The sequence below is a fragment of the Faecalibacterium prausnitzii genome (genome assembly GCF_049532945.1).
Taxonomy (GTDB): domain Bacteria; phylum Bacillota; class Clostridia; order Oscillospirales; family Ruminococcaceae; genus Faecalibacterium; species Faecalibacterium prausnitzii_N.
Genome location: NZ_CP186691.1, coordinates 3,008,881 through 3,031,737, shown reverse-complemented (window position 1 = coordinate 3,031,737; position 22,857 = coordinate 3,008,881). Strand labels below are relative to the sequence as shown.

The 22,857-nt window shown below is 59.6% G+C and carries 17 protein-coding genes and 2 rRNA genes; 17 read left to right on the top strand and 2 right to left on the bottom strand.

Annotated features, from left to right (window positions below; all coding sequences use genetic code 11):
* Positions 1 to 134: 134 nt before the first annotated feature.
* The 4 genes from ACNQFG_RS15295 (at position 135) to ACNQFG_RS15280 (ending at position 4,386) form a co-directional block, all read left to right on the top strand.
* Positions 135 to 2,969 (top strand): 23S ribosomal RNA (locus ACNQFG_RS15295).
* Between the two features lie 125 nt (positions 2,970 to 3,094).
* A 5S ribosomal RNA gene (gene rrf / locus ACNQFG_RS15290) occupies positions 3,095 to 3,211 on the top strand.
* A 169-nt stretch (positions 3,212 to 3,380) separates the two neighbouring features.
* On the top strand, positions 3,381 to 3,713 hold the full coding sequence (locus tag ACNQFG_RS15285) for a PadR family transcriptional regulator (protein WP_423405491.1): 333 nt from the start codon (positions 3,381 to 3,383) through the stop codon (positions 3,711 to 3,713).
* Positions 3,706 to 4,386: a hypothetical protein gene (locus ACNQFG_RS15280; protein WP_423405490.1), complete on the top strand. Its 681-nt coding sequence runs from the start codon at positions 3,706 to 3,708 to the stop codon at positions 4,384 to 4,386. The genes ACNQFG_RS15285 and ACNQFG_RS15280 overlap by 8 nt, the downstream gene beginning before the upstream one ends.
* 127 nt (positions 4,387 to 4,513) lie before the next feature.
* Here the strand turns inward: ACNQFG_RS15280 and fba are convergent, their stop codons facing one another.
* A complete protein-coding gene (gene fba, locus ACNQFG_RS15275) occupies positions 4,514 to 5,377 on the bottom strand; it encodes a class II fructose-1,6-bisphosphate aldolase (protein ID WP_005941384.1) in 864 nt (287 codons plus the stop codon).
* Between the two features lie 611 nt (positions 5,378 to 5,988).
* Between fba and rlmB the strand changes: the two genes are divergently transcribed.
* The 8 genes from rlmB to ACNQFG_RS15235 all read left to right on the top strand — a co-directional run bounded on the left by rlmB (position 5,989) and on the right by ACNQFG_RS15235 (position 16,970).
* The gene (gene rlmB / locus ACNQFG_RS15270) at positions 5,989 to 6,789 is read left to right on the top strand and encodes a 23S rRNA (guanosine(2251)-2'-O)-methyltransferase RlmB (RefSeq protein WP_423405489.1); all 801 of its coding nucleotides are present in this window, start codon (positions 5,989 to 5,991) and stop codon (positions 6,787 to 6,789) included.
* Between the two features lie 42 nt (positions 6,790 to 6,831).
* The gene (locus tag ACNQFG_RS15265) at positions 6,832 to 9,531 is read left to right on the top strand and encodes a cell envelope biogenesis protein OmpA (RefSeq protein ID WP_423405488.1); all 2,700 of its coding nucleotides are present in this window, start codon (positions 6,832 to 6,834) and stop codon (positions 9,529 to 9,531) included.
* Between the two features lie 137 nt (positions 9,532 to 9,668).
* The gene (gene rbr, locus ACNQFG_RS15260) at positions 9,669 to 10,208 is read left to right on the top strand and encodes a rubrerythrin (RefSeq protein WP_423405487.1); all 540 of its coding nucleotides are present in this window, start codon (positions 9,669 to 9,671) and stop codon (positions 10,206 to 10,208) included.
* A 225-nt stretch (positions 10,209 to 10,433) separates the two neighbouring features.
* Positions 10,434 to 11,132 (top strand): LytR/AlgR family response regulator transcription factor, encoded by a 699-nt coding sequence (locus ACNQFG_RS15255; protein WP_423405486.1) that lies wholly within the window; start codon positions 10,434 to 10,436, stop codon positions 11,130 to 11,132.
* A 20-nt stretch (positions 11,133 to 11,152) separates the two neighbouring features.
* The gene (locus ACNQFG_RS15250; protein ID WP_302275468.1) at positions 11,153 to 11,818 is read left to right on the top strand and encodes a sensor histidine kinase; all 666 of its coding nucleotides are present in this window, start codon (positions 11,153 to 11,155) and stop codon (positions 11,816 to 11,818) included.
* A gap of 264 nt (positions 11,819 to 12,082) precedes the next feature.
* Positions 12,083 to 13,915: an ABC transporter ATP-binding protein gene (locus ACNQFG_RS15245; protein ID WP_423405485.1), complete on the top strand. Its 1,833-nt coding sequence runs from the start codon at positions 12,083 to 12,085 to the stop codon at positions 13,913 to 13,915.
* Positions 13,912 to 15,774 (top strand): ABC transporter ATP-binding protein, encoded by a 1,863-nt coding sequence (locus ACNQFG_RS15240; protein WP_423405484.1) that lies wholly within the window; start codon positions 13,912 to 13,914, stop codon positions 15,772 to 15,774. The genes ACNQFG_RS15245 and ACNQFG_RS15240 overlap by 4 nt, the downstream gene beginning before the upstream one ends.
* 221 nt (positions 15,775 to 15,995) lie before the next feature.
* Entirely contained in the window at positions 15,996 to 16,970 is a 975-nt protein-coding gene (locus ACNQFG_RS15235; RefSeq protein ID WP_423405483.1) for an Ig-like domain-containing protein, read from the top strand.
* Positions 16,971 to 17,071: 101 nt separating this feature from the next.
* On the opposite strand, the gene ACNQFG_RS15230 is transcribed toward ACNQFG_RS15235, so the two are convergent.
* Positions 17,072 to 17,233, bottom strand: a complete 162-nt coding sequence (locus ACNQFG_RS15230) for a hypothetical protein (protein WP_423405482.1) — start codon at positions 17,231 to 17,233, stop codon at positions 17,072 to 17,074.
* A 113-nt stretch (positions 17,234 to 17,346) separates the two neighbouring features.
* Here ACNQFG_RS15230 and ACNQFG_RS15225 point away from each other — a divergent pair, with 113 nt between their 5' ends.
* From ACNQFG_RS15225 to ACNQFG_RS15205, 5 genes are all read left to right on the top strand, one after another.
* Complete coding sequence (locus ACNQFG_RS15225) at positions 17,347 to 18,288, top strand: ribonuclease Z (RefSeq protein ID WP_423405481.1); 942 nt, start codon at positions 17,347 to 17,349, stop codon at positions 18,286 to 18,288.
* Complete coding sequence (locus ACNQFG_RS15220) at positions 18,285 to 19,613, top strand: CCA tRNA nucleotidyltransferase (RefSeq protein ID WP_423405480.1); 1,329 nt, start codon at positions 18,285 to 18,287, stop codon at positions 19,611 to 19,613. The genes ACNQFG_RS15225 and ACNQFG_RS15220 overlap by 4 nt, the downstream gene beginning before the upstream one ends.
* Positions 19,614 to 19,677: 64 nt before the next feature.
* Entirely contained in the window at positions 19,678 to 20,781 is a 1,104-nt protein-coding gene (gene mnmA / locus ACNQFG_RS15215; protein WP_423405479.1) for a tRNA 2-thiouridine(34) synthase MnmA, read from the top strand.
* 91 nt (positions 20,782 to 20,872) lie between these two features.
* The gene (locus ACNQFG_RS15210) at positions 20,873 to 21,643 is read left to right on the top strand and encodes a tRNA threonylcarbamoyladenosine dehydratase (protein WP_423405478.1); all 771 of its coding nucleotides are present in this window, start codon (positions 20,873 to 20,875) and stop codon (positions 21,641 to 21,643) included.
* A gap of 263 nt (positions 21,644 to 21,906) precedes the next feature.
* The gene (locus tag ACNQFG_RS15205; RefSeq protein ID WP_423405477.1) at positions 21,907 to 22,794 is read left to right on the top strand and encodes a putative manganese transporter; all 888 of its coding nucleotides are present in this window, start codon (positions 21,907 to 21,909) and stop codon (positions 22,792 to 22,794) included.
* Positions 22,795 to 22,857 lie beyond the last annotated feature (63 nt).

The following is a 22,857-nucleotide window of genomic DNA, read 5'->3' as shown; positions in this document are numbered from 1 at the left end:
TAATAACTGCGAAACAAAGATTATAGTAAGTTCTTTTTAAGAAATATTGCAATTTCAAAAGGAAGGGTAACAATAATCTTCGTTGGCAAGAGAGAATCAAGAGGATACCAAATGTTCCAAGAGAACGTTTGAAAGGTCAAGCGAACAAGGGCGCAGGGCGAATGCCTTGGCACTGGGAGCCGATGAAAGACGTGATAAGCTGCGATAAGCTTCGGGGAGCTGCAAATAAGCATTGATCCGGAGATCTCTGAATGAGGAAACTCACCTGGGTTCATACTCAGGTACGATCTGCTGAACTTCAAAATAGGTATATCGAGGGAACCGCCTGAACTGAAACATCTAAGTAGGGCGAGGAAGAGACATCAAACGAGATTCCGTAAGTAGTGGCGAGCGAACGCGGAAGAGGGCAAACCGAGAGTAGAAATACTTTCGGGGTACGGAGCGCATTTAGGACTTAAGTTGTTAACCGAACGGCATGGGAAGGCCGGTCAGAGAGTGTGAGAACCACGTAGGTGAAAACGACAAGAGCCGAGCGAATTCCAGAGTACGGCCAGACACGTGAAACCTGGTCGGAATACGGGGGGACCACCCTCTAACCCTAAATACTACCCAGTGACCGATAGCGTATAGTACTGTGAAGGAAAGGTGAAAAGCACCCCGGGAGGGGAGTGAAAAAGAACCTGAAACCCTGTGCCTACAAGCACCTAGAGCACGTCAATGTGTGATAGGGTACTTTTTGTAGAACGGTCCGGCGAGCGATTGTATGCAGCAAGGTTAAGGACTTAAGGTCTGGAGCCGAAGCGAAAGCGAGTTTGAAAAGGGCGTTAAGTTGCATATAATGGGCCCGAAACCGGGTGACCTACCCATGGTCAGGTTGAAGTGGAAGTAAAATTCCATGGAGGACCGAACCGACCTCCGTTGAAAAGGCGGCGGATGAACTGTGGGTAGCGGAGAAATTCCAATCGAACCCGGAGATAGCTGGTTCTCCCCGAAATAGTTTTAGGACTAGCCTCAAGTTAGATACCTGGAGGTAAAGCACTGAATAGCCTAGCGGCCGAGAGGTTAGCGAAGCTTATCAAACTCAGAATGCCAGAGTATTGATGCTTGGGAGTCAGACAGTGTCAGATAAATGTCATTGTCAAAAGGGAAACAGCCCAGATCTACAGCTAAGGTCCCAAAGTCAGGTTAAGTGGAAAACGATGTGAAGATACGTAGACAACCAGGATGTTGGCTCAGAAGCAGCCACTCATTCAAAGAGTGCGTAATAGCTCACTGGTCGAGCGTCTTTGCGCGGAGAATTTAACGGGGCTAAACCTGACACCGAAGCTTAGGCAATACAGCAATGTATTGGGTAGGGGAGCGTTGTATACGCGGTGAAACAGTAGCGCAAGCGGCTGTGGAGTGTATAGAAGTGAGAATGCCGGAATGAGTAGCGCGAATGCAGTGAGAATCTGCATGGCCGAAAGCCTCAGGTTTCTGGAGGAAGGTTCGTCCGCTCCAGGTCAGTCGGGAGCTAAGGTGAGGCCTAACGGCGTAGCCGATGCACAGACGGTAGAGATTCCGTCACCACCAAAAGAGTTAAACACAGGGACACATATGAAGTCTCGGAGCCGGGTGTTGGTTCCGGTAGCGATCGAGGGAAATTAGTACCGAAGTCCGGGATGGAAGATGGCGAGAAAAGCTGTGTGTATTTCTGCGGTGCCCGTACCGCAAACCGACACAGGTAGGTAGGAAGAAGATTCTAAGGCCAACGGGAGAAGGGTTGTTAAGGAACTCGGCAAATTGACCCCGTAACTTCGGGAGAAGGGGTGCTGCAGCAATGCAGCCGCAGAGAATCGGCCCAAGCAACTGTTTACCAAAAACACAGGTTTGTGCTAAATCGAAAGATGACGTATACGAGCTGACGCCTGCCCGGTGCTGGAAGGTTAAGAGGAGATGTGCAAGCATTGAATCGAAGCCCCAGTGAACGGCGGCCGTAACTATAACGGTCCTAAGGTAGCGAAATTCCTTGTCAGGTAAGTTCTGACCCGCATGAAAGGCGTAATGATTTGGGCACTGTCTCAACAGCCCGCCCGGCGAAATTGTAGTACCGGTGAAGATGCCGGTTACCCGCGACAAGACGGAAAGACCCCATGGAGCTTTACTGTAGCCTAATATTGGGTTTCGATGTTGCATGCACAGGATAGATGGGACTCAGGGAAGTGATCGCTTTGGCGGTCATGGAGAGGACGTTGGGATACCATCCTTGCGATATTGGAATTCTAACCTGCGCCTTTGAATCAAGGCGGGGGACATTGTTAGGTGGGCAGTTTGACTGGGGCGGTCGCCTCCTAAAGAGTAACGGAGGCGTTCAAAGGTTCGCTCAGCTTGAACGGAAATCAAGCAAAAGAGTGCAAACGCAGAAGCGAGCCTAACTGCGAGACTGACGGGTCGAGCAGTAACGAAAGTTGGAGTTAGTGATCCGGTGGTATGTGAGTGGAAATGCCATCGCTCAACGGATAAAAGTTACCCTGGGGATAACAGGCTGATCTCCCCCAAGAGTCCACATCGACGGGGAGGTTTGGCACCTCGATGTCGGCTCATCGCATCCTGGGGCTGTATTCGGTCCCAAGGGTTTGGCTGTTCGCCAATTAAAGCGGTACGCGAGCTGGGTTCAGAACGTCGTGAGACAGTTCGGTCCCTATCTGTCGTGGGCGCAGGATATTTGATGGGAGCTGTTCCTAGTACGAGAGGACCGGAGCGGACGTACCTCTGGCGCACCAGTTGTTCTGCCAAGAGCATAGCTGGGCAACTATGTACGGATCGGATAAACGCTGAAAGCATCTAAGCGTGAAGCCGACCCAAAGATAAGATATCCCACTGATTTGATCAGGTAAGACCCCTTGAAGACTACAAGGTTGATAGGCACGATGTGTAAGTGGAGCGATCCATTCAGCAAGCGTGTACTAATAGGTCGAGGGCTTGACCACAATTCGCTTGAGACTCTGAGAGTCAACGAAAAAATGTGAGCAGTGATTATTCAGTTTTGAAGGCACGTCCTTCTAAGAAACACTGGACAAACAGTAGACCATGTTATACTGGTTCAGTCAGATCGGTCGGTGTCGATGACGGTGAGGTTCCACCTGTTCCCATTCCGAACACAGAAGTTAAGCTCACTTGTGCCGAAGATAGTTCGCTGGAAACGGCGCGTGAAAATAGGTAGTCGCCGACTTGATCGAAACGCTCTAAGAGAAATCTTAGGGCGTTTTTTGTTGCACAAAAATGCGGTATGATCTTTAGCAGAAATGCGAATGCAGCAGGGCTTGACAGAAACACTACTATGTAATACAATGTAGACAAGCTACTACGTAATACAAAATAGCAGAAAGGAGGAGTCCCCGGTGGAAAACAACACACAGCTTCTCAAGGGTGTTTTGGAGTTCTGCGTTCTAAAACTCATCAGCAGAGAGCCGACCTATGGCTATGAGATCGTGATGAATCTGAAACAGGTCGGTTTTTCAGACCTGAGCGAAAGCACACTGTATCCGCTGCTGCTGCGGTTGGAACAACAGGGAAAGGTCACAGTAGAACGCAGACCTTCCCCCAAGGGGCCAAGTCGGAAATATTACGTTGTAACGGAGGAAGGGCGGCAGGCGCTTTTTGAGTTTCGGCAGGATTGGAGCCAGCTCTGCCAGCTGGTGGAAAAAATTTTTAAGGAGGAGCCAGATGAATAAGTATTTTGCACTGCGAAAAGCAAACCGGATGCGTACAAAAATGCTGACTGAAAAAAGCCAGGAACAGCTCAAAGAAGTGATCGCCTATCTGCGCAGTGTCACATTCGACATCTGTGGCGTAGAAGTCGTCCAGAGCGATCTGATCGATATCGCGATGCGCGCCAATGAAGAGGGCTGCGAGCTGTTCCAGTTTATTACGGACGCCGAAACCTTTGTAAATGAGGTGAAGCCGAGCATGAAGCCGCTGCGTTGGCCCGATTTTCTGATCTATGAGATCTCTATGCTTTGCTTTTGGGGATACGGTGTCGCCTCACTGGTGATGACACCCTCAATTCTGGCGGTCGTGCCGGATTTCAAAATCGACGTTACGCTGGCGTCTCTGTTGCAGCTGTGTCTTTGTGTGCTTGGAGTTTATTACCTCTATCGGAGCGCAATGGAGAAGGTCGGATTTCCGCCGAGAAAGCATCAGGTGAAGGCAGTGGCATTTATGGTACTCTATATTCTGGTGCTTTATGAGATCGGCAAACTCCTGCGTCTGGCGCTTGGGTCGATCGTTTTTATCCGCATTCCGGTCTGGCCCTATACCATCGCGAATCTGCTGATCGGTGCGGCCTTTCTGTGGCTCCGGTTTGACCGTTATGGAAAAGATGCCCGGTTGGAAGAACGGGTGTAAAAGCGAGCGGACATCGTGGGGCATTACCGCATCTCCCAATAACGGCATACAGAAAAAACGGCCCCGCCGCGTTGGAGATTCCAACGTTGCGGGGCCGCTGTGTTGTTCTTTGGTGGAGCGAGAGGATTTAGCCCTTGCCTGCGCAACCGAACAGCTCGATCTTCTCCTTGCACTTGGCCTCGATGGCCTTTGCGCCGGGAGCCAGCAGCTTGCGGGGGTCGAAGCCCTTGCCCTGCTGATCCTTGCCCTCTTCGATGTACTTGCGGGTGGCCTCAGCAAACACCAGCTGGCACTCGGTGTTGATGTTGATCTTGGAAACGCCCAGGCTGATGGCCTTAGCGATCATCTCGTCGGGGATGCCGGTGCCGCCGTGCAGGACCAGAGGGATGTTATTGGTGGCCTTGTGGATGCGGTCCAGAGCCTCGAAGTCCAGACCCTTCCAGTTTGCCGGGTAGACACCGTGGATGTTGCCGATGCCGGCAGCCAGGAAGTCGATGCCCAGAGCGGTGATCTTTGCGCACTCTTCGGGGTCTGCGATCTCGCCGGCACCCACAACGCCGTCCTCGACACCGCCGATGGAACCGACCTCGGCCTCGATGCTCAAGCCCTTAGCGTGTGCCAGAGCAACCAGCTCCTTGGTCTTTTCCACATTCTCCTCGATGGAGTAGTGGCTGCCATCGAACATGATGGAAGAGAAGCCGGCCTCGATGCAGGCCTTGCAGCCCTCATAGGTGCCGTGATCCAGATGCAGGGCAACAGGAACGGTGATGCCCATGGAATCGACCATTGCGCTGACCATGGCAGCGACGGTCTTGAAACCGGTCATGTACTTGCCGGCACCCTCGGAAACACCCAGAATCACAGGGCTCTTCATTTCCTCGCAGGCGGTCAGAACGGACTTGGTCCACTCCAGATTGTTGATGTTGAACTGAGGCACACCGTAGTGGCCATCACGTGCTTTGATCAGCATTTCGGTTGCATTTACCAACATTATTCATTACCTCCGCAAATTCATATTATTGGGGTGAAAAGTCGTTTGAGAATGCGACTTTGCGTATCCCTTAACGAACCTGTAAGGTTAGTATACCCCAAACAAACTATAAAATCAATCCAAATTTTCAACATGGTTTCCCGTTCGTCAAAATGATGTTGGAGATTGTGGCAAAATGCGGGAACGAGACGTTCAAAAAATTGTCATATTTCCGACTTGTATTCTACAAAAAGTACGGCGGCTTCTGCACGAAAAATTTCCTCACGGTTGAAAACCCGGTGGAAAGTGTGGAATTCCACCCGGAAAGTGGGCGCAGATGCTTGATTTTTGAACACTTTCAACGGAGTTTTCAACATGTGGAAAAGAAAGGCCCGTTTTACAAAGTGTATATGGACTCGAATGTGGAAAACTTTTGCCGAAAAAAATATACCAATAAAATGACAAGGGCGCAGCCCGCTGCCGACCGGGACAAAATTCAGGTGGGAAAAAAGGGGAATCCTATGGCAAAGGCGGAGCGGTTATGTTATACTTTACTATGACAATCTGTCGAATTTCGTAAACAGTGAAACAAAAAGGGCCTGTCCCTTTTCGATAAATGGAAGGAGAACACAATGGACGAACAGAAAATGCCGCGCCGCCCCCGCCGCGCTGCGGAGGACACGCCGAAGAATGAGAGCCTGGTCTACGGCAAGAACCCTGTGACCGAGCTGCTCAAGAGCGGCTCCGGCGTGGATACAGTGCTGCTGGCCGAGGGCATGGCCCCCGCTGTGGCGGCGTACTTCACCGCCATGGCCAAGGAGGCCGGGGCCACCGTCAAGCGGGTCCACCCCAACAAGCTGCGCCTGATGACCGGCACCGAGAGCCATCAGGGTGTGGCGGCATTTGCCAGCGAGATCGAATATGTGACGGTAGACGACCTGATGGCAGCAGCCAAGGCGAAGGGGGAGCCGCCCTTCCTCGTTCTGAGCGATGGCATTGAAGACCCGCACAATCTGGGGGCCGTGATGCGCAGTGCTCTGCTGTGCGGTGCGCATGGCATCGTGATCCCAAAGCGCGGCGGCGCATCGGTCACGCCTACCGTCATCAAGTCCAGCGCAGGTGCCGCAGAACGCCTGCCGGTGGCTCGTGTGGCCAACATCGGCGAGACCATCCGCCGCCTGAAGGAGCAGGGTGTGTTCGTCTACTGCGCCGATATGGACGGCGTGTCTCTGCGCAGGAACAACCTGACCGGCCCCATTGCACTGGTGCTGGGCAGCGAGGGCAGCGGTGTTTCGCAGCTGGTGAAAAAGCTGTGCGACGGTGTGGTGCGGCTGGATATGGCAGCACCGGGCACCGGTGTGGACAGCTACAACGTGTCGGTGGCTGCGGGCATTATTCTGTACGAGATCCAGTCCCAGCGCGCAGGCGAATAAACGCGGACTGCTCCGCAGAGATTGAGCAGGGAGGTACAACGAATGGCGAAGAATGATGCCCGTAAAAACGGCTTTGAAAAAACGAACCCGGAGGACCTCGCAGCCAAGGAAGAAAAATTCCGCACCTTTTTCAGCACCAGTGTGGCGCAGGTGCCCGATGAGATGAAACACCGGGACGACGAAAAGCAGGAGCCTGCAAAGCAGAAGACCCAAAGCAGCATCCTGGGCCGCATCCTGGGCCGCGCCAAGGAGGAGGCAGAGCCTGCCTCCGAAAAGCCTGCCATGCCGCAGGAACTTCCGCCGACGGGTGAGATTCGGCTGGGCGGGGAAGACGAGGCCGCGGAGCCGAAGGCCGATCTGGAGCTGGCCGCAGACTTCTTTGTGGCAGAGGAGCCGGAACCGCCGGTGCAGCCTGCCCCGGCCACCCCGGCCGAGCGGAAGCCTGCTGCCGAGAAGCAGCCCGCCCCGCAGCCGCAGCAGCCGAAATATGAGAAGAACTATGTGCGCGGCCCGCTGACCCCGCAGGAGCAGAAGGAACATGCCGAGATGCAGGAACTCAAGGCCCTGCTCTTCCCGGCCCCGAAACCGGCCCGGCCCGAAGCGGACACGCCCGCCCCGCAGGAGGTGCTGGGCGTCGAGACCGCCGCATTGGAGGCCGAGGAAAAGGCCCGCGCGGCCCTGCCGAAGATGGTCTTCGCCGAGGACCGGACCTGCAGGCCGGAGCCGGAAGAGGCCCGACCGGAGCCGACACAGCCCTTCCGCTTCTTTGGGGAAGGCGACGACGAAACCGCGCCTGCGGCCCCCACGCGGGAGACGCCGCCCAGCATGGATGACAGCATGAGCATCCCGTTGGTGGGCCTTGAGGAGGAGCCGGAAGCGCCGGTCTCCGCACCGGATGCCGCGCCCGCCGAAGCTGCCCAGCCTGAGGAAGCGGCTGCAAAAGCCGCGCCCGGCGACGCATCCGCAGCCGAGACGCCTGCGGCCCCGGCAGAGGAAGCTGCCGCAGAGCCTGCCGAAGAATCTACCCCCGAAACCGTGGGCGAGAAACTGCATAAGATGAGCGCAGAACTCACGCTGCGCTGTGTGCTCAGCGGCATCCTGGCTGTGGTGCTGCTCCACTTCGGGCTGACGGCGGCGGGCCTGCTGGCACCCATTGCCTCGCTGGACCCGGTCGTCGCTCCGGCGGCATTCTACGCCGCCAACCTGCTGGTGCTGGCTGCGGCGCTGGCCGTGGCCTACCCCGTCCTGCGGGACGGTCTGAGCGGCCTGAAAAAAGACCGCCGCCCCAGTGCGGACACCATGCCTGCGCTGGCCGCCTGCGGTGCTGCGCTGGAAGCCGCCATCGCCCTGCTCAATGCCAGGAGCTACCAGACGTCCAGCTGGACGCTGCTGTCCGGCATCGCGGCGCTGGGGCTGTTCATGGCCCTGCTGGGCAGCCGGGTGCAGCTGGCCGCTGTGAAAAACGGCTACGACCTGGCCACCAAAGACCCGGCCGGGCTGCAGGGGGCGTTCCGGGTCAAGGACAAGGACCTGATCCGGATGCTTGCCCGCAGTCTGGACGAAAAGGACCCCTGGGTCCTGCTCAGTCGCCCGGTCCAGTGGGACGACGCCCTGCTGGAACAGAGCTTTGGCGAGCGCACCAGTGAGCGCCGCGCCCGCAAGACGTCGTACATCCTGCTGGGGGCTGCGGTGCTCAGCGGTCTGGCGTTCCTGCTGTTCGGCGGCGGACTCAACGGCATGGCTGCGGCCATGACCGCCATGCTCTGCATGGGCGCTCCGCTCTCCTCCACGCTGGTGGCCGGTCTGGCCACCCTGCGGCTGCAAAAGAGCGCCGCCGCTGCCGGCGCGGTCATTCCCGGCTGGGCCGCGATCGAAGAACTGGGCGGCGTGGACACCGTGCAGGTGGACGCCGACGAGCTTTTCACCGCGGACAGCGTGAATCTGGAGGATATCCGCATCTTCAAGGGCGGCCGCATCGACCGCGCCATCCTGTACGCGGCCAGCATCCTGAACCAGAGCTGCGAGACCCTGCGCGGTCTGTTCCGCCAGATCGTTGAGGAACGCACAGACATCCTGTTCCCAGTCAAGGATCTGGAGATCCACTACGGTCTCGGCTTTGCGGCCTGGTGCGATAACAACCGTGTCCTGATCGGCAACCGCGCCTATATGGAAAAGGAGGGCGTCCCCGTGCCCGAAACGGAGTACGAGGAAGAGCACTCCCAGCATGGGACCTTGCAGATCTTGTATCTGGCGGTTTCGGGCAACCTTCACGCCATGTTCGTGCTGCGCTCCACAGGCGGGCGGAATGCGGCCCGCGGGCTGGAAGTGCTGCAAAAGGAGAACATCCGCCTGCTGGTCACCTGCAAAGACCCCAGCCTGACCGCCAAGCACATCACAGACGCCTACCATCTGCCGGAGGGCATGATCACCCTGCTGGAACAGGATCAGTGCGACGCCCTGAACGCCGCCCCGGCGCAGCCGGAGAACGCAGCCCGCTGCTGTATGCTGCACGATGAGGGCTTCGTCAGCCTCATCGGCGGTCTCCGCGCCGCCGAGCAGGCCCAGAACGCTGAGACGGCTGCCACCACGGTGCAGCTGGTGTCGGTCTGGTTCTCGGTGGCCATCGGTGTGCTGCTGACCTATGCGGGCAGCATCGGCACCCTGTCCGTTGCCGCTGTGCTGATGTATCAGGCCGCGTGGAGCGCCCTCAGCCTGGCTGTCTGCGCGCTGAAGCAGCACTAACTGAAAATTATTCTTAAAATAAATAGGAATTATTCTTTATTTTGAGTTCAAATTCTGCTATAATACTCTCAGAAGGAACGCCCCGGCTGCAGCCGGAGGTGAACACATACACACAACAATAAAGGAGAGCATGGATTATGGAACTGAAGGGTACCAAAACCGAGAAAAATCTGATGGAAGCGTTTGCAGGCGAGAGCCAGGCACGCAACAAGTACACCTTCTTTGCCAGCATGGCAAAAAAAGAAGGCTACGAGCAGCTGGCCGCGATCTTTGAGGAGACCGCCGGCAATGAGAAGGAGCACGCAAAGATCTGGTTTAAGGCCCTGCATGGCGGCTCCATCCCCGATACCCTGACTTGTCTGGACATGGCAGCAGGCGGTGAGCACGACGAGTGGACCGAGATGTACCCCCGCATGGCCAAGGAGGCCAAAGAAGAGGGCTTCCCTCAGATCGCAGCACTGTTCACCATGGTGGCACAGATCGAGAAGGAGCACGAGGAACGCTACCGTGCGCTGGCCGAAAACCTGAAAAACAACAAGGTCTTTGCCCGCGAGGAGCAGCAGGTCTGGCAGTGCAGGAACTGCGGTTACACTTACATCGGCAAGTCTGCACCCCTCAAGTGCCCCGTCTGCGCACATCCCCAGAGCTATTTTGAGCTGAAGAAGCACAACTACTAAGAACCAGCCCAAGAGGCTGCGATACTCCCCCAGTCACGGCGCTGCCGTGCCAGCTCCCTCGGAGAGGGAGCCTTGGCGTGGCGGTAGGCCGGAAAAGCCTCCCTCTTTGAGGGAGGTGTCATCGCGCAAGCGATGACGAAGGGAGGTTCGCAGCCTCTTTTTTGTTGCAATCCCACCGGAAATGTGTCATAATCGGAAAAAAGATAACAGAGGGGAGAGAACAGGATGGCGTATCGGGCAGCGGTGTGCGACGACAGCGCAGCGGATGCGGACTATGTGCGCGGCATCGTGGCGCACTGGGCAGAGCAGCGGGGCGTCGCGCTGGAATGCCGGGCATTTTCCTCGGCGGAACAGTTTCTGTTCTGCTACGCAGAGGATAAAAACTTTGATTTATTACTGCTGGATGTGGAAATGCCCGGCGCAGACGGTGTCACGCTGGCCAAAACGGTCCGGCAGGAGAACGAAGCCGTGCAGATCGTCTTCATCACCGGCTACTCGGATTACATCGCCGAGGGCTACGATGTGGCCGCGCTCCATTACCTGATGAAGCCGGTCCGCCCCGAAAAGCTCTGTGCCGTGCTCGACCGCGCGTGGGAGAAGCACCGCCGGAACGAGCGCTGCCTGAACCTCGAACGTTCCGGCGAGATGATCCGTCTGCCGCTGTATGAGGTGCGGTATCTGGACGTGCACCAGAACTATGTGACCGTCCACGCCAGGCAGGACTATACCCTCAAGCGGACGCTGGCTGAGTTCGAGGCAGAGCTGGACGAGCAGTTCTTCCGGGTGGGGCGGGGGATGATCCTGAACCTGAGGCAGATCCGCCGCGTGACCAAAAAGGAGGTCGTTCTGGCGGACGGCACAGTGCTGCCCCTGCCGCGCGGCAGCTATGAGCCGCTGAACCGGGCCATCATCGAGAGGACATGAGGCAGAGGAAGGGAAAACAGATGCTGAAACTTTTTTCAAGGCTTTTGGATCACCGCATCGAAGCCTACCAGCGGGAGCTCATCGAGACGCACTACAAAGAGGTGGACAACATGTACCGCCAGATGCGGGGCTGGCGGCACGATTACCGCGGCCACATCCAGACCATGAAGGTCCTGGCGGCGCAGGGGGATCTGGAAGGCATCCGGGCCTACCTTGACCAGCTGGACACCGACCTGAACACCGTGGACCTTGCGGTCAAGACGGGCAATGCCATGGCAGATGCCATCCTCAACAGCAAGATCTCCCTCGCGAAGAGCCGGAACATCCCGGTGCAGATCGACGCCCACATCCCGGTCCGGCTGAAGATGAGCGAGCTGGACCTCTGCTGCATCCTCGGCAACCTGTTCGACAACGCCATGGATGCCAGCGCCGCTCTGCCCGAAGCCGAACGCCTCATCCGGGTGTATCTGGATATGAAGGGCACCCAGCTCTACATCTCGTTCACCAACTTCACGGCCAGCCAGAAGCAGACAAAACTTGCCGGGCGGTTCGCCACCACCAAGGGCGAGGGCCACGGCTTCGGGCTGGTGCGCATCGATGCCATCGTCGAAAAACTGGACGGCTACCTCAGCCGCAACAGTGAGGATGGAGCCTTCACGACGGAGATCTTGATTCCGCAAATGTAAAAATGGAACTTCGTACAACCTCTCCGTCAATGCTTCGCATTGCCACCTCTCCTTGTAGGAGAGGCTTTGGCAGTCCCTGCAACGTGTTCGGTTTCTCCAGTGGCTCCCCCTTCGGGGGAGCTGGCGAGCGTCAGCGAGACTGAGAGGTTGTACCAAGGAAACCATTGCATTTCATCCCCCAAAATGAACCGTTCGTCCCCGATCTGTGCCGGGGACGATTTTTTGTGGTAGGATAGGCCCAGACGAACGAAAGGGGAATCCCACATGGAAACGGGAACGAACAAAACGAAGCAAAAACCAAAATACGACCTCTGGCAGATCACGGCCTATATGCTGGGCGTGGCATGGCGGGGCAGACATTGGACGGTGTTCACGGTCGGCCTCTCGCTGGCGCTGGTCACGGCAGGCAGGACCATCGCGGAGCTGCTGTTTGCCCCGGCGGTGCTCCGGGTGCTGGAACAGGGAATGGCGCTGGGCCGTCTGCTGGCGGTCATTGGCGGTTTTTCCGTGCTGCTGGTCGCACTGACCTTCCTGCAAAGTTACCTGAGCGAACTGAATCTCTTTGGAAAAATGAACGTCCGGGTCGATATCCTGGACCTCTCGGCCCGCAAGCGGGCCGGCACCTCCTACCCGAACCTGCTGGACAAGCGCTTCCTGGATCTGAGCGCCAAGGCCGACCGGGCCGGGAGCACCAACAATGAATCCGTCGAAGCATTCTGGGTGAGCTGGGGCGAGATCCTGACCAACCTCTTCGGCTTCGGAGCCTACCTGCTGCTGTTGTCCGGCCTGAACGCCTGGCTCTGCCTGCTGGTCTGCGCCACATCGGTCGTCAGCTATCTGGCGTCCCGGCGGATCAACGAGTGGGGCTACCGCCACCGCGAGGAGGAAGCCGGGTATGTGAAGCGGCTGGCCTACGTGCAGAAGGTCGCCACCGACCGGCAGTACGGCAAGGATATCCGTATCTTCGGCCTGCGGGAGTGGGTGGAAGAACTCTGGGAGAGCACGATGCGGCTCTACCACGGCTTCCTGCTCCGGCGGGAGACGGCCTACCTCTGGGCCAATGTCATCGACCTGGCCCTGCTGCTGGTGCGCAACGGCGCGGCCTATGCCTACCTGATCTGGCTGACACTGGAACAGGGCCTGCCGGTCTCGCAATTCCTGCTCTATTTCGGCGCGGCCACTGGCTTTGCCCAGTGGGTCAGCGGCATTCTGGAAAAGTTTGCAAAACTGCACAAGCAGTGTCTCGACATCTCCACCGTGCGGGAATTTCTCGAATATCCGGAACCGTTCCGCTTTGAGGACGGCCTCCAGCTGAAAAAGCGGCTGGACACCCCCTATGAGCTGCGGCTCGAAGGGGTCAGCTACCGGTACCCCGGCGCGGAGAAGGACACCATCCACAAGCTCGACCTGACCGTCCGCCCCGGCGAGAACCTCGCCATCGTGGGCCTGAACGGTGCGGGCAAGACCACGCTGGTCAAGCTGCTCTGCGGCTTCCTCGACCCCACCGAGGGCCGCGTCCTGCTCAATGGGCAGGACATCCGCCCGTATAACCGCCGGGATTATTACAAGCTGTTCGCGGCGGTGTTCCAGGATTTCTCGGTCCTGTCGGCCACCGTGGCCGAGAACGTGGCCCAGTGCCGCACCGGCATCGACGAGGCCCGCGTCTGGCACTGCCTGGACGAAGCGGGCCTGACCGAAAAGGTGCAGAGCCTGCCCAAACAGCTGGAAACGCAGATCGGCCGGGAGGTCTACGAAGACGGCATCGAGCTGTCCGGCGGGCAGACCCAGCGGCTGATGCTGGCCCGTGCGCTGTACAAGGATGCGCCTGTGCTGGTGCTGGATGAACCGACCGCCGCGCTCGACCCCATCGCCGAGAACGACATCTACCAGAAATACAACGAGATGACGGCAGGCAAGACCAGCCTGTTCATCTCGCACCGGCTGGCCTCCACCCGCTTCTGCGACCGCATCCTCTATCTGAAGGACGGCCGGGTGGCCGAGGAGGGCACCCACGAAGAGCTGCTGAAACGGGGCGGCGGCTACGCCGACCTGTTTGAGGTGCAGAGCCAGTATTACCGGGAGGAGAACGAAGCATGAGCGCATCGAACAAAACAATCACCATCCGGCAGGGGTGCCGGTACGCCTGGCGGGAGTGGAACATCTTCTGGAAGCTGTCGCCGAAGTTTTTCTATGCCACCTTTGCCAGTGCCGCCCTCACGGCGCTGAGCCCTTATGCCACGGTCTGGCTGTCGGCCCAGCTGGTGGGCGAACTGTCCGGCGGGCGGGACCCGCACCGGCTGATGGTCTGGGTGCTCTGGACCCTGGGCACGACCGCCGTGCTGACCCTTCTGCGCACGGCGGCGTTCCACTGGAAGGAAGCAGAAACGGACGACCTATGGAGGCGGCAGACCCGAACGTATATGGACAAGCAGATGTCCCTCGACTATGTGGATGAGGACAGCCAGCGGGTCTATGACATGTACAGCCAGATCCAGCAGGACGCCAGGCTATCGGGTGCGGGCGGCACGATCTGCATTTTGCTGGTGGAAAAGATCGCCACGGCACTGTTCCAGATCCTGGGCGGCGTGGTGCTCTGCTGGGGGCTGTTCACCGCGGCGGTGCCGGATGGGCGGCTGGCCTTTCTGGGGCACCCGCTGTTTCTGGCGGCGTTCTGGGCCGTGATGGTCTGCACCGCCTGCCTGTCGCCCGTGTTCGCGGGGCAGGCGGCCAGATATATGCCGCTGCTGCAGGAGTCCGGGAAGCTGGGCAACCGGATGTTCCATGTCCAGCTCACCCTGCCGGAAGAGCCGAAGAACGCCCCCGACCTGCGGATGTACGACCAGTATCAGAATGTGGTCAGCGGCTATATGGTGGGTCTGTGGGATGCCTTCGCGAGGCTGCGCCGGGGCGCGATGGGGATCTTCCGGTCGGCCTCCTCGGCAGTGTCAGCGCTGCTGATGGGGCTGGTCTATCTCTTTGTCTGCCTCAAGGCCTGCGGTGGGGCGTTCGGTCTGGATGCCGTGACGCAGTACCTCGGTGCGGCCGCCAACCTGTTCCAGGGCGTCGTCACCCTTGTGAACATGCTGGCCGAGATGGAGATCAACGGCGTCTATATGAAAAACATCTTCGATTACCTCGACCTGCCAAACAACATGTATCAGGGCAGCCTGACCACCGAAAAGCGGAGCGACCGCCAGTATACGGTGGAGTTCCGGGATGTCTCCTTCCGCTACCCCGGCAGTGCGCAGTACGCCCTGCGCCACCTGAACATGAAGTTCAAGGTCGGCGGGCGGCTGGCCGTGGTGGGGATGAACGGCAGCGGCAAAACGACCTTCATCAAGCTGCTCTGCCGCCTGTACGACCCCACCGAGGGAGTCATCCTGTTGAACGGGATCGACATCCGGAAGTACCGCTACGACGAGTACATGGACATCTTCTCGGTCGTCTTTCAGGATTTCCGGCTGCTGGCCCTCCCGCTGGGCCAGAATGTCGCGGCCTGCACCGGATACGATGCCGCCCGCGTGACCGACTGCCTGCAAAAGGCGGGCTTCGGGGAACGGCTGGCGGCGATGCCGCAGGGGCTGGACACGGCGCTGTATCAGGAGCTGGACGAGAACGGCGTGACCGTCTCCGGCGGCGAGGCACAGAAGATCGCCATCGCGCGGGCTTTGTACAAGGATGCGCCCTTCATCATCCTGGATGAACCCACCGCCGCGCTCGACCCCGTGGCCGAGGCGGAGATCTACGCCAAATTCAACGAGATCGCGGGGGACAAAACGGCCATCTACATCAGCCACCGGCTGTCCTCCTGCAAGTTCTGCGATGAGATCGCCGTCTTCGACCACGGCGAGGTCATCCAGCAAGGCACCCACGAGCGCCTGCTGGCCGACCCCGCCGGAAAATACTATGAGCTGTGGAACGCACAGGCCCAATATTACACGGAGGAACCGGCATAAAGACACGGTCCGGATGGGATTTTTTGCACAGTTTTTGCTGCAAAAAACTATGCGTTTCCACAAAAAGAGACTCGAATTGTGAACTCTTAGGGCGAACGGCTTGAAAAGAATTTGCATCCTGTGTACAATGAAACGAAAGTGAGAACGATCATGACGCGGAAAAAGTACCTGTGTGCGGCACGCCAATTCTTTGAAGCGAAAAAGGAGGGACGTTCGACCCTATGAGACATTCTTTTCACCCGATGGGACGGGCGCTCTGTGCCCTGTTGTTGGGGGCAACGCTGACCCTCTCGCCGCTGGCGGCGCAGGCAGCACCCCGCGCGGAAAACAGTTCCGCAAAGCTCGCGCTGGAAGTGACCGAGATGGAGCTGGAGATCACGGCGGACGATCCGCGCCCCAAGGCCTACCTTTACACCGGCGGGCAGAGCGATTATTACTTCATCGTCTGGATGAGCAGCAACCCCAGTGTGGCCACCGTGGACGGTGACGGCAAGGTGACGGCCCGCAGTGTGGGCAAGGCCACCATCACCGCCATCTCGGACCACGGCGACCGCGCCGCCTGCGAAGTCACCGTCACCCGCAAGGGGGAGGAGGCCGAGGCGCAGAAACCCACCCTCAGCGAGACCAGTCTGGAACTGGTGCAGCAGTACGATGTCCTGCACCCCGCAAAGCAGCTCACGCTGACCAACAGCGACCATTCCTTTATTTATGTGTACCAGTGGCGCAGCAGCGACCCCAACATCGCCTCGGTCGATGACAAAGGCGTCGTGACGGCCCAGAAGCCGGGCAGTGCCACCATCACGGCTTTTGCTTCCAACGGGCAGGCGCTGCGGTGCGCCGTCACGGTCACATCCGAGGTCGGCAAGGTCACACTGAACAAGGCAGACCTGCTGCTCAAGACGGTGGGCAGTCAGGAGGCCCTGTGCGCCACGGTGGCCGTGGAGAGCGGCGGCAGTGTGCCCATCACCTGGGTCACCAGCAATCCGGGCGTTGCCACGGTGGACACCAACGGCGTCGTGACGGCTGTGGCCGACGGAGAGGCAAAGATCACCGCCCTTTCGCCCAGCGGCCGATACGCGGTGTGCAGTGTGGTCGTCGGCCTGGCCGGGGACAAATACGACACCGAAGAGGACCTGGCCGACGAGCTCAAGCTCCCGGACCCGTATGTGGCCGTCCGGCTGAATCGGCTTTCCTGAGCATAAAAATAAGCCGCGCCTTCGCAGGTGCGGCTTATTTTCATGCGGTCAGATCTCGTTGCCGGAGTCAAGAGAAGATCCGAAATTTCACGAAAATTTTTTTACACCCCCGGCAGGAACAGCATCGTCCCGCGGGCGGCCATCATGGGCTGGAACGCGCAGCTGAACAGCCCGCCCGCCACGGCCAGCACCAGGGCGAAGAGCAACAGCAGCACCAGACGGGGAGCGTGGGAAGACCTGCGGGGACCTTGCTTGCGCTGCATGGCGCATCCTCCTTTCCGGAACATCATCTGCCCCAGCCTATGCACCCGCTGCGCCGATTGTGCACCGGGGCGAAGTGTGGTACACTAAAGGGGAACGATACGGAGGACTTTTTATGCTGACCATCACACTGCTGGGCACTGCGGCTACCATGCCACTGCCGGACCGGGCACTCTCGGCGGCGTTTGCTGCCTGCGGCGGCCACGGCCTGCTGTGGGACTGCGGCGAGGGCACCCAGACCGCTGCCCGCCGCGCCGGGGTCAACCTGATGAAGCTGGACGCCATCTGCCTGACCCACTACCATGGCGACCATCTCTTCGGCCTGCCCGGCCTGCTGCAAACGCTGGGCTGTCAGGGCCGCACCCGGCCGCTGACGATCTTTGGCCCGGCCGAGGGGATGGAGCCGGTCTGGGGCGCCATCCGCACCCTGGCCGGCCCCCAGCCCTATGCCATCCGGGCTGTGCCGCTGGGCACCGACCCCGTCCGGCTGGACGCGCTGGCCCCCGGCTGGCCGGTGGGGGCCGAACTGCTGCCCTTCCGGACGAAGCACCGGGTCCCCAGCCGGGGCTACCGGCTGGAGCTGCCCCGTGCAGGCCGCTTTGACCCAGCCAGAGCCAGAGCGCTGGGGGTGCCGGTACAGCAGTGGAGCATGTTGCAGCGCGGGGGGCCGGTCACTCTGGAAGATGGGACGGCCATTGCACCCGGACAGGTGCTGGGCGCACCCCGCAGAGGGCTGCGGTTCGTGTTCTCCGGCGATACGGCCCCCTGCGCCGCGCTGGAACAGGCCGCACAGGATGCCGACCTGCTTCTCTGCGATGCCACCTACCCGGACGATGCGCAGCAGGCCCAGGCGAAACAGTATGGGCACAGCACCTTCCGGCAGGACGCTGAACTGGCGGCGCGAGCCGGGGTGCGGCGGCTCTGGCTCATGCACTATTCGCCCATCATCACCGACCCGGAAGCAGCCCGCCCGGCGGCGGAAGCGGCCTTCCCGGCGGTGGAATGCGGCGTGGACGGACAACAGATCATTTTGCGATACGACGAGGAACCTTCATGACAGCTGAGACCATTTCCTTCCCGCTGGACCCCGGTGCAGCGGCCTTGCTGACGCGCCTCCATGCGGCGGGCCATGCCGCCTATGCGGTGGGCGGCTGTGTGCGGGACAGTCTGCTCGGCCAGACCCCGCACGACTGGGACCTCTGCACCAGCGCGACCCCCGAACAGGTGCTGGAGTTGTTCGGGAAAGCGCACTGCATCCCGACGGGATTGCAGCACGGCACCGTGACCGTCAAACACGGCGGGGAGCTGTACGAGATCACGACCTTCCGCACCGAGGGGGCGTATTCCGACGGCCGCCACCCGGACCACGTCGCCTTTGTGCCGGATGTGAAAGAAGACCTGGCCCGGCGGGATTTCACCATCAACGCCATGGCTTATAACGCCGAAGAAGGGCTCATCGACCCGTTCGGCGGGCAGAGCGACCTTGCCGCCGGCATCGTGCGGGCGGTGGGGGAGCCGCAGCGCCGGTTCGAGGAAGACGCCCTGCGCATTCTGCGGCTCTACCGGTTCGCGGCCCGGTTCGGCTTTGCCATCGACCCGGCCACCGGGCAGGCGGCCAGAGCGCTCTGCCGCCATCTGGACTGCGTGTCCGAAGAGCGCATCGCGGAGGAGCTGAGCCGTCTGCTGGCAGCTCCGGCACCGGGGGCCTATCTGGAAGCGGAGGTGCTGGCGGTCATCTTCCCGGAACTGGATGCGGCAGAGCTTCCGGAAAGCCGACGCATCCTTGACGCGCTGGAACCGGGCATGGAACACGTCCCGGTCCGGCTGGCTGCACTGCTGTGCCCGCTGGGCGAAGCCGGTGCAAGAGCGGCGCTCAGGCGGCTCAAGTGTTCCAACGCCCTGACCGGCACGGTGGCGACGCTGGTGGGGGAGAGTCGGGAGCTTCTTCCTCAGACACGAATCGGGCCATTCCATTGCCCGCCCCATTGCCTGCGGCAACAGGGCCCCACCCACCGGACGGTCTTCGGAAGAACTTCCGACTCTCCTTTGGAAGAGACACGGATTCAGACGAAGCGCCTTCTGGGAAAGTATGGTCTGCACATGGTAGAGCAGTTGGATGCGCTCTGTGGGGCAATCGCGCCGGACCGGGTGGCGGAGTTTGCTGTGCAAGCCGAGCTGGCCCGTCAGTTGGAAGCGGACGGTGCCTGCTGCCGCGTCAGCCAGCTGGCTGTGAATGGCCGCGACCTGATGGATGCAGGCATCCGGCCGGGGCCGGGGCTGCGCCGGGTGCTGGACGCTCTGCTGGAACAGGTGCTCACCGAGCAGCTCCCCAATGAGAAAGCGGCGCTTCTGGCCGCAGCGGCGCAGATCGCTGCGTCTTGACAAGCGAACGGACGTGCGGTAGTATAATACTACTGCTTTTGTATGTTATAACATGAGGAACAAAATGACAGAAACACAGAATGCAAACCGCCCCGGTGCGCTCATTGCCATGAGCGGCGGCGTGGACAGCTCGGTGGCGGCATGGCTCATGCAGCAGGCAGGCTATGACTGCACCGGCATCACCATGCGGCTCACCCGCAACGAAACGCTGGGACAGTCCGGCTTTCACACCTGCTGCTCGGAAAAGGACATCGAGGACGCGGCAGAGGTGGCGTATGCCATGGATATCCCGTACGAGGTGCTGGATTTCACGGCCGACTTCCGGGAACAGATCATTGAAAAATTCGTCCGCGTGTATGAGGCGGGCGGCACGCCGAACCCCTGCATTGACTGCAATAAATATATGAAGTTCCGCCATCTGCTGGACTGGGCCCGGGCACACGGCATGGAGTATGTGGTCACGGGCCACTATGCCCGGGTGGAGCAGGACGAGGCCACCGGCCGTTTCCTGCTCAAAAAGGGGCTGGACGAGGGCAAGGACCAGAGCTACGTGCTCTACAACCTCACTCAGGAGCAGCTGGCGCATATCCGTCTGCCGCTGGGCGGCCTGCACAAGACTGAGGTGCGCGAGATCGCGGAGCAGCACAAATTTGTCAATGCCCGCAAGCACGACAGTCAGGACATCTGCTTCGTGCCGGATGGCGACTACGAAAAGTTCATGGAAGATTTCACCGGCAAGCACTACCCGGCAGGCGATTTCCTCGACGAGGCGGGCCGCAAAGTGGGCACCCACAAGGGGGCCGTGCGGTATACCATCGGCCAGCGCAAGGGGCTGGGCCTTGCCATGGGGGCACCTGTGTACGTCTGCGGCAAGGACATGCAGGCAAACACCGTCACGGTCGGCCCGGAGAAAAGCCTGTTCGACCGCATCGTGTATGCGGACGAGGTGAACTGGATCGCCATTCCGGAGCTGACCGGGCCGCTGCGGGTCACAGCCCGCACCCGGTACCATCAGGTGGAGCAGGCCGCCACCGTCTACCCGGCGGAGTGCGGCTTCCGGCTGGAATTTGACCAGCCCCAGCGCGCACCTACGCCCGGTCAGGCCGTGGTGCTGTATCAGGGCGATGTGGTCCTGGGCGGCGGCACCATCGTGCGGGTGGAAAAGTGACCCGCTCCCCGGTGGGAGCGCATGATGAAGCAACCGAAAACCGGCTGCGCCGGGCAGGCGCGGCAGGACCAGAGAAGTGGAGAGTATCGATATGCAAAATCAGTATTCCCGCACGCAGTTGCTGCTGGGCGCGGAAGCTATGGAAAAACTGCACAATTCCCGCGTGGCGGTGTTCGGCATCGGCGGCGTGGGCGGCTACACGGTGGAAGCGCTGGCGCGCAGCGGCGTGGGGGCACTGGATCTGATCGATGACGATAAAGTCTGCCTGACCAACCTCAACCGCCAGATCATCGCCACCCGCAGCACGGTAGGGCAATATAAGGTAGATGTGGCTGCGCAGCGCATCCACGAGATCGACCCCAACATCAAGGTCACGACCTACAAGACCTTCTTTACCCCGGAGACGCAGGACCAGTTCGACTTTACCCAGTACGACTATGTGGTGGATGCCATTGACACCGTCACCGGCAAGCTGGCGCTGGTGATGAAGTGCAAGGAGGCAGGCACCCCCATCATCTGCTCCATGGGCGCAGGCAACAAGATGGACCCGACCCGCTTTGAAGTGACCGATATCTACAAGACCTCGGTCTGCCCGCTGGCCAAGGTGATGCGCACCGAGTGCCGCAAGCGCAGGATCAAGCACCTGAAGGTGGTCTACTCCAAGGAGCCTGCCATGACCCCCATCGAGGATGACGCCATCAGCTGCAAGAATCATTGCATCTGCCCTCCGGGCACCCAGCGCAAGTGCACCCAGCGCCGTTCGGTGCCGGGCTCCAATGCCTTTGTACCCTCGGTGGCCGGCCTGATCATCGGCGGCGAGGTGGTCAAGGACCTCGTCGGCTTCGTGCCTCTGAAGGGGTAAACCCTCTCAGTCTCGCATACGCTCGACAGCTCCCCCGAAAGGGGGAGCTTTTGCTCTATAAAAAAGCGCGGAAAAAACCTCCCCCTTCGGGGGAGGTGGCATTGCGAAGCAATGACGGAGAGGGTAAAAACAAATTTGCAAATAAATTGCAAATTCCTCTTGCAATTTGCGCCGAAACCATGTATAATCTCCCTTGCACGAAAATGCAACCAATTTGCAATTTACTAAAATGAAGCGCCGTTCCGGTGCAAGGAGAACCCCGTATGGAACTGTTTTTGGATATTTTGGGCGAGAGCCTGGTGGATACCGCCAAGATGCTGCCCTTCCTGTTTCTGGCTTATCTGTTCATTGAATACGTTGAGCACCGCCACGGCGAGAAGATCGAGGCCGTGCTGGAACGCAGCGGCCGCTGGGGGGCTATCCCGGCGTCGCTGCTGGGCTGTGTGCCGCAGTGCGGCTTTTCGGCCATTGCGTCCAACTTCTACTCCTCCCGCGTCATCACGCTGGGCACCCTGATGGCCGTCTACCTTGCCACCAGCGACGAAGCCATCCCGCTGCTGGTATCCATGCCGGCCTACTGGGATAAGCTGGCTGTGCTCATGGTCATCAAGGTGGTATACGCCATTGTGGTGGGCTTTGTGCTGGATTTTGTGCTGCGCGGCGTGCTGCCCAAATCGCTGCGCGGCGGCTACACCGGCAGCGCCGATGAGATCGACTGCCACGAGACCCACGATGACGAGGAGGGGCATGAACGCCCCATCTGGCAGGCCGCGCTCCGCCACACGCTGGAGATTTTTGTGTTCATTTTTGCGTTCAGTCTGGTGTTCGGCCTGATCGTGGAAGGCGTGGGCGAAGATGTGTTTGCAGACCTTCTGGGCAGCATGGGCTTCTTCCAGCCGGTAGTGGCCGCACTGGTGGGCCTGATCCCCAACTGCGCCGCCAGCGTGCTGCTGACCCAGCTGTATGTGGAGGGTGCTCTGCGCTTTTCCAGTCTGGTGGCGGGCCTTTGCACTGGTGCAGGCGTGGGCCTTGCGGTGCTGTGGCGCACCAATCCTTCGTGGAAGCAGAACCTGTTCATCACCGGCCTGACCTGGGCCTCCGGCGCTGCCGTGGGCGTGGGCATCCAGCTCGTGGTCGCGCTGGCGGGCTGAGCCGGATTTATTATTTGATCTGCCGTCCTGAAATTGCTCAGGGCGGCTTTTTGTGGTATACTG

Excerpts from the sequence above, each read along its gene's own strand:
- ACNQFG_RS15220 (WP_423405480.1), top strand. The coding sequence starts at position 18,285 with ATGACAGCTGAGACCATTTCCTTCCCGCTGGACCCCGGTGCAGCGGCC.
- ACNQFG_RS15235 (WP_423405483.1), top strand. The coding sequence starts at position 15,996 with ATGAGACATTCTTTTCACCCGATGGGACGGGCGCTCTGTGCCCTGTTG.
- ACNQFG_RS15280 (WP_423405490.1), top strand. The coding sequence starts at position 3,706 with ATGAATAAGTATTTTGCACTGCGAAAAGCAAACCGGATGCGTACAAAA.
- ACNQFG_RS15265 (WP_423405488.1), top strand. The coding sequence starts at position 6,832 with ATGGCGAAGAATGATGCCCGTAAAAACGGCTTTGAAAAAACGAACCCG.
- rlmB (WP_423405489.1), top strand. The coding sequence starts at position 5,989 with ATGGACGAACAGAAAATGCCGCGCCGCCCCCGCCGCGCTGCGGAGGAC.
- ACNQFG_RS15205 (WP_423405477.1), top strand. The coding sequence starts at position 21,907 with ATGGAACTGTTTTTGGATATTTTGGGCGAGAGCCTGGTGGATACCGCC.
- rbr (WP_423405487.1), top strand. The coding sequence starts at position 9,669 with ATGGAACTGAAGGGTACCAAAACCGAGAAAAATCTGATGGAAGCGTTT.
- mnmA (WP_423405479.1), top strand. The coding sequence starts at position 19,678 with ATGACAGAAACACAGAATGCAAACCGCCCCGGTGCGCTCATTGCCATG.
- ACNQFG_RS15225 (WP_423405481.1), top strand. The coding sequence starts at position 17,347 with ATGCTGACCATCACACTGCTGGGCACTGCGGCTACCATGCCACTGCCG.
- ACNQFG_RS15210 (WP_423405478.1), top strand. The coding sequence starts at position 20,873 with ATGCAAAATCAGTATTCCCGCACGCAGTTGCTGCTGGGCGCGGAAGCT.
- ACNQFG_RS15250 (WP_302275468.1), top strand. The coding sequence starts at position 11,153 with ATGCTGAAACTTTTTTCAAGGCTTTTGGATCACCGCATCGAAGCCTAC.
- ACNQFG_RS15230 (WP_423405482.1), bottom strand. The coding sequence starts at position 17,233 with ATGCAGCGCAAGCAAGGTCCCCGCAGGTCTTCCCACGCTCCCCGTCTG.
- ACNQFG_RS15240 (WP_423405484.1), top strand. The coding sequence starts at position 13,912 with ATGAGCGCATCGAACAAAACAATCACCATCCGGCAGGGGTGCCGGTAC.
- fba (WP_005941384.1), bottom strand. The coding sequence starts at position 5,377 with ATGTTGGTAAATGCAACCGAAATGCTGATCAAAGCACGTGATGGCCAC.
- ACNQFG_RS15255 (WP_423405486.1), top strand. The coding sequence starts at position 10,434 with ATGGCGTATCGGGCAGCGGTGTGCGACGACAGCGCAGCGGATGCGGAC.
- ACNQFG_RS15245 (WP_423405485.1), top strand. The coding sequence starts at position 12,083 with ATGGAAACGGGAACGAACAAAACGAAGCAAAAACCAAAATACGACCTC.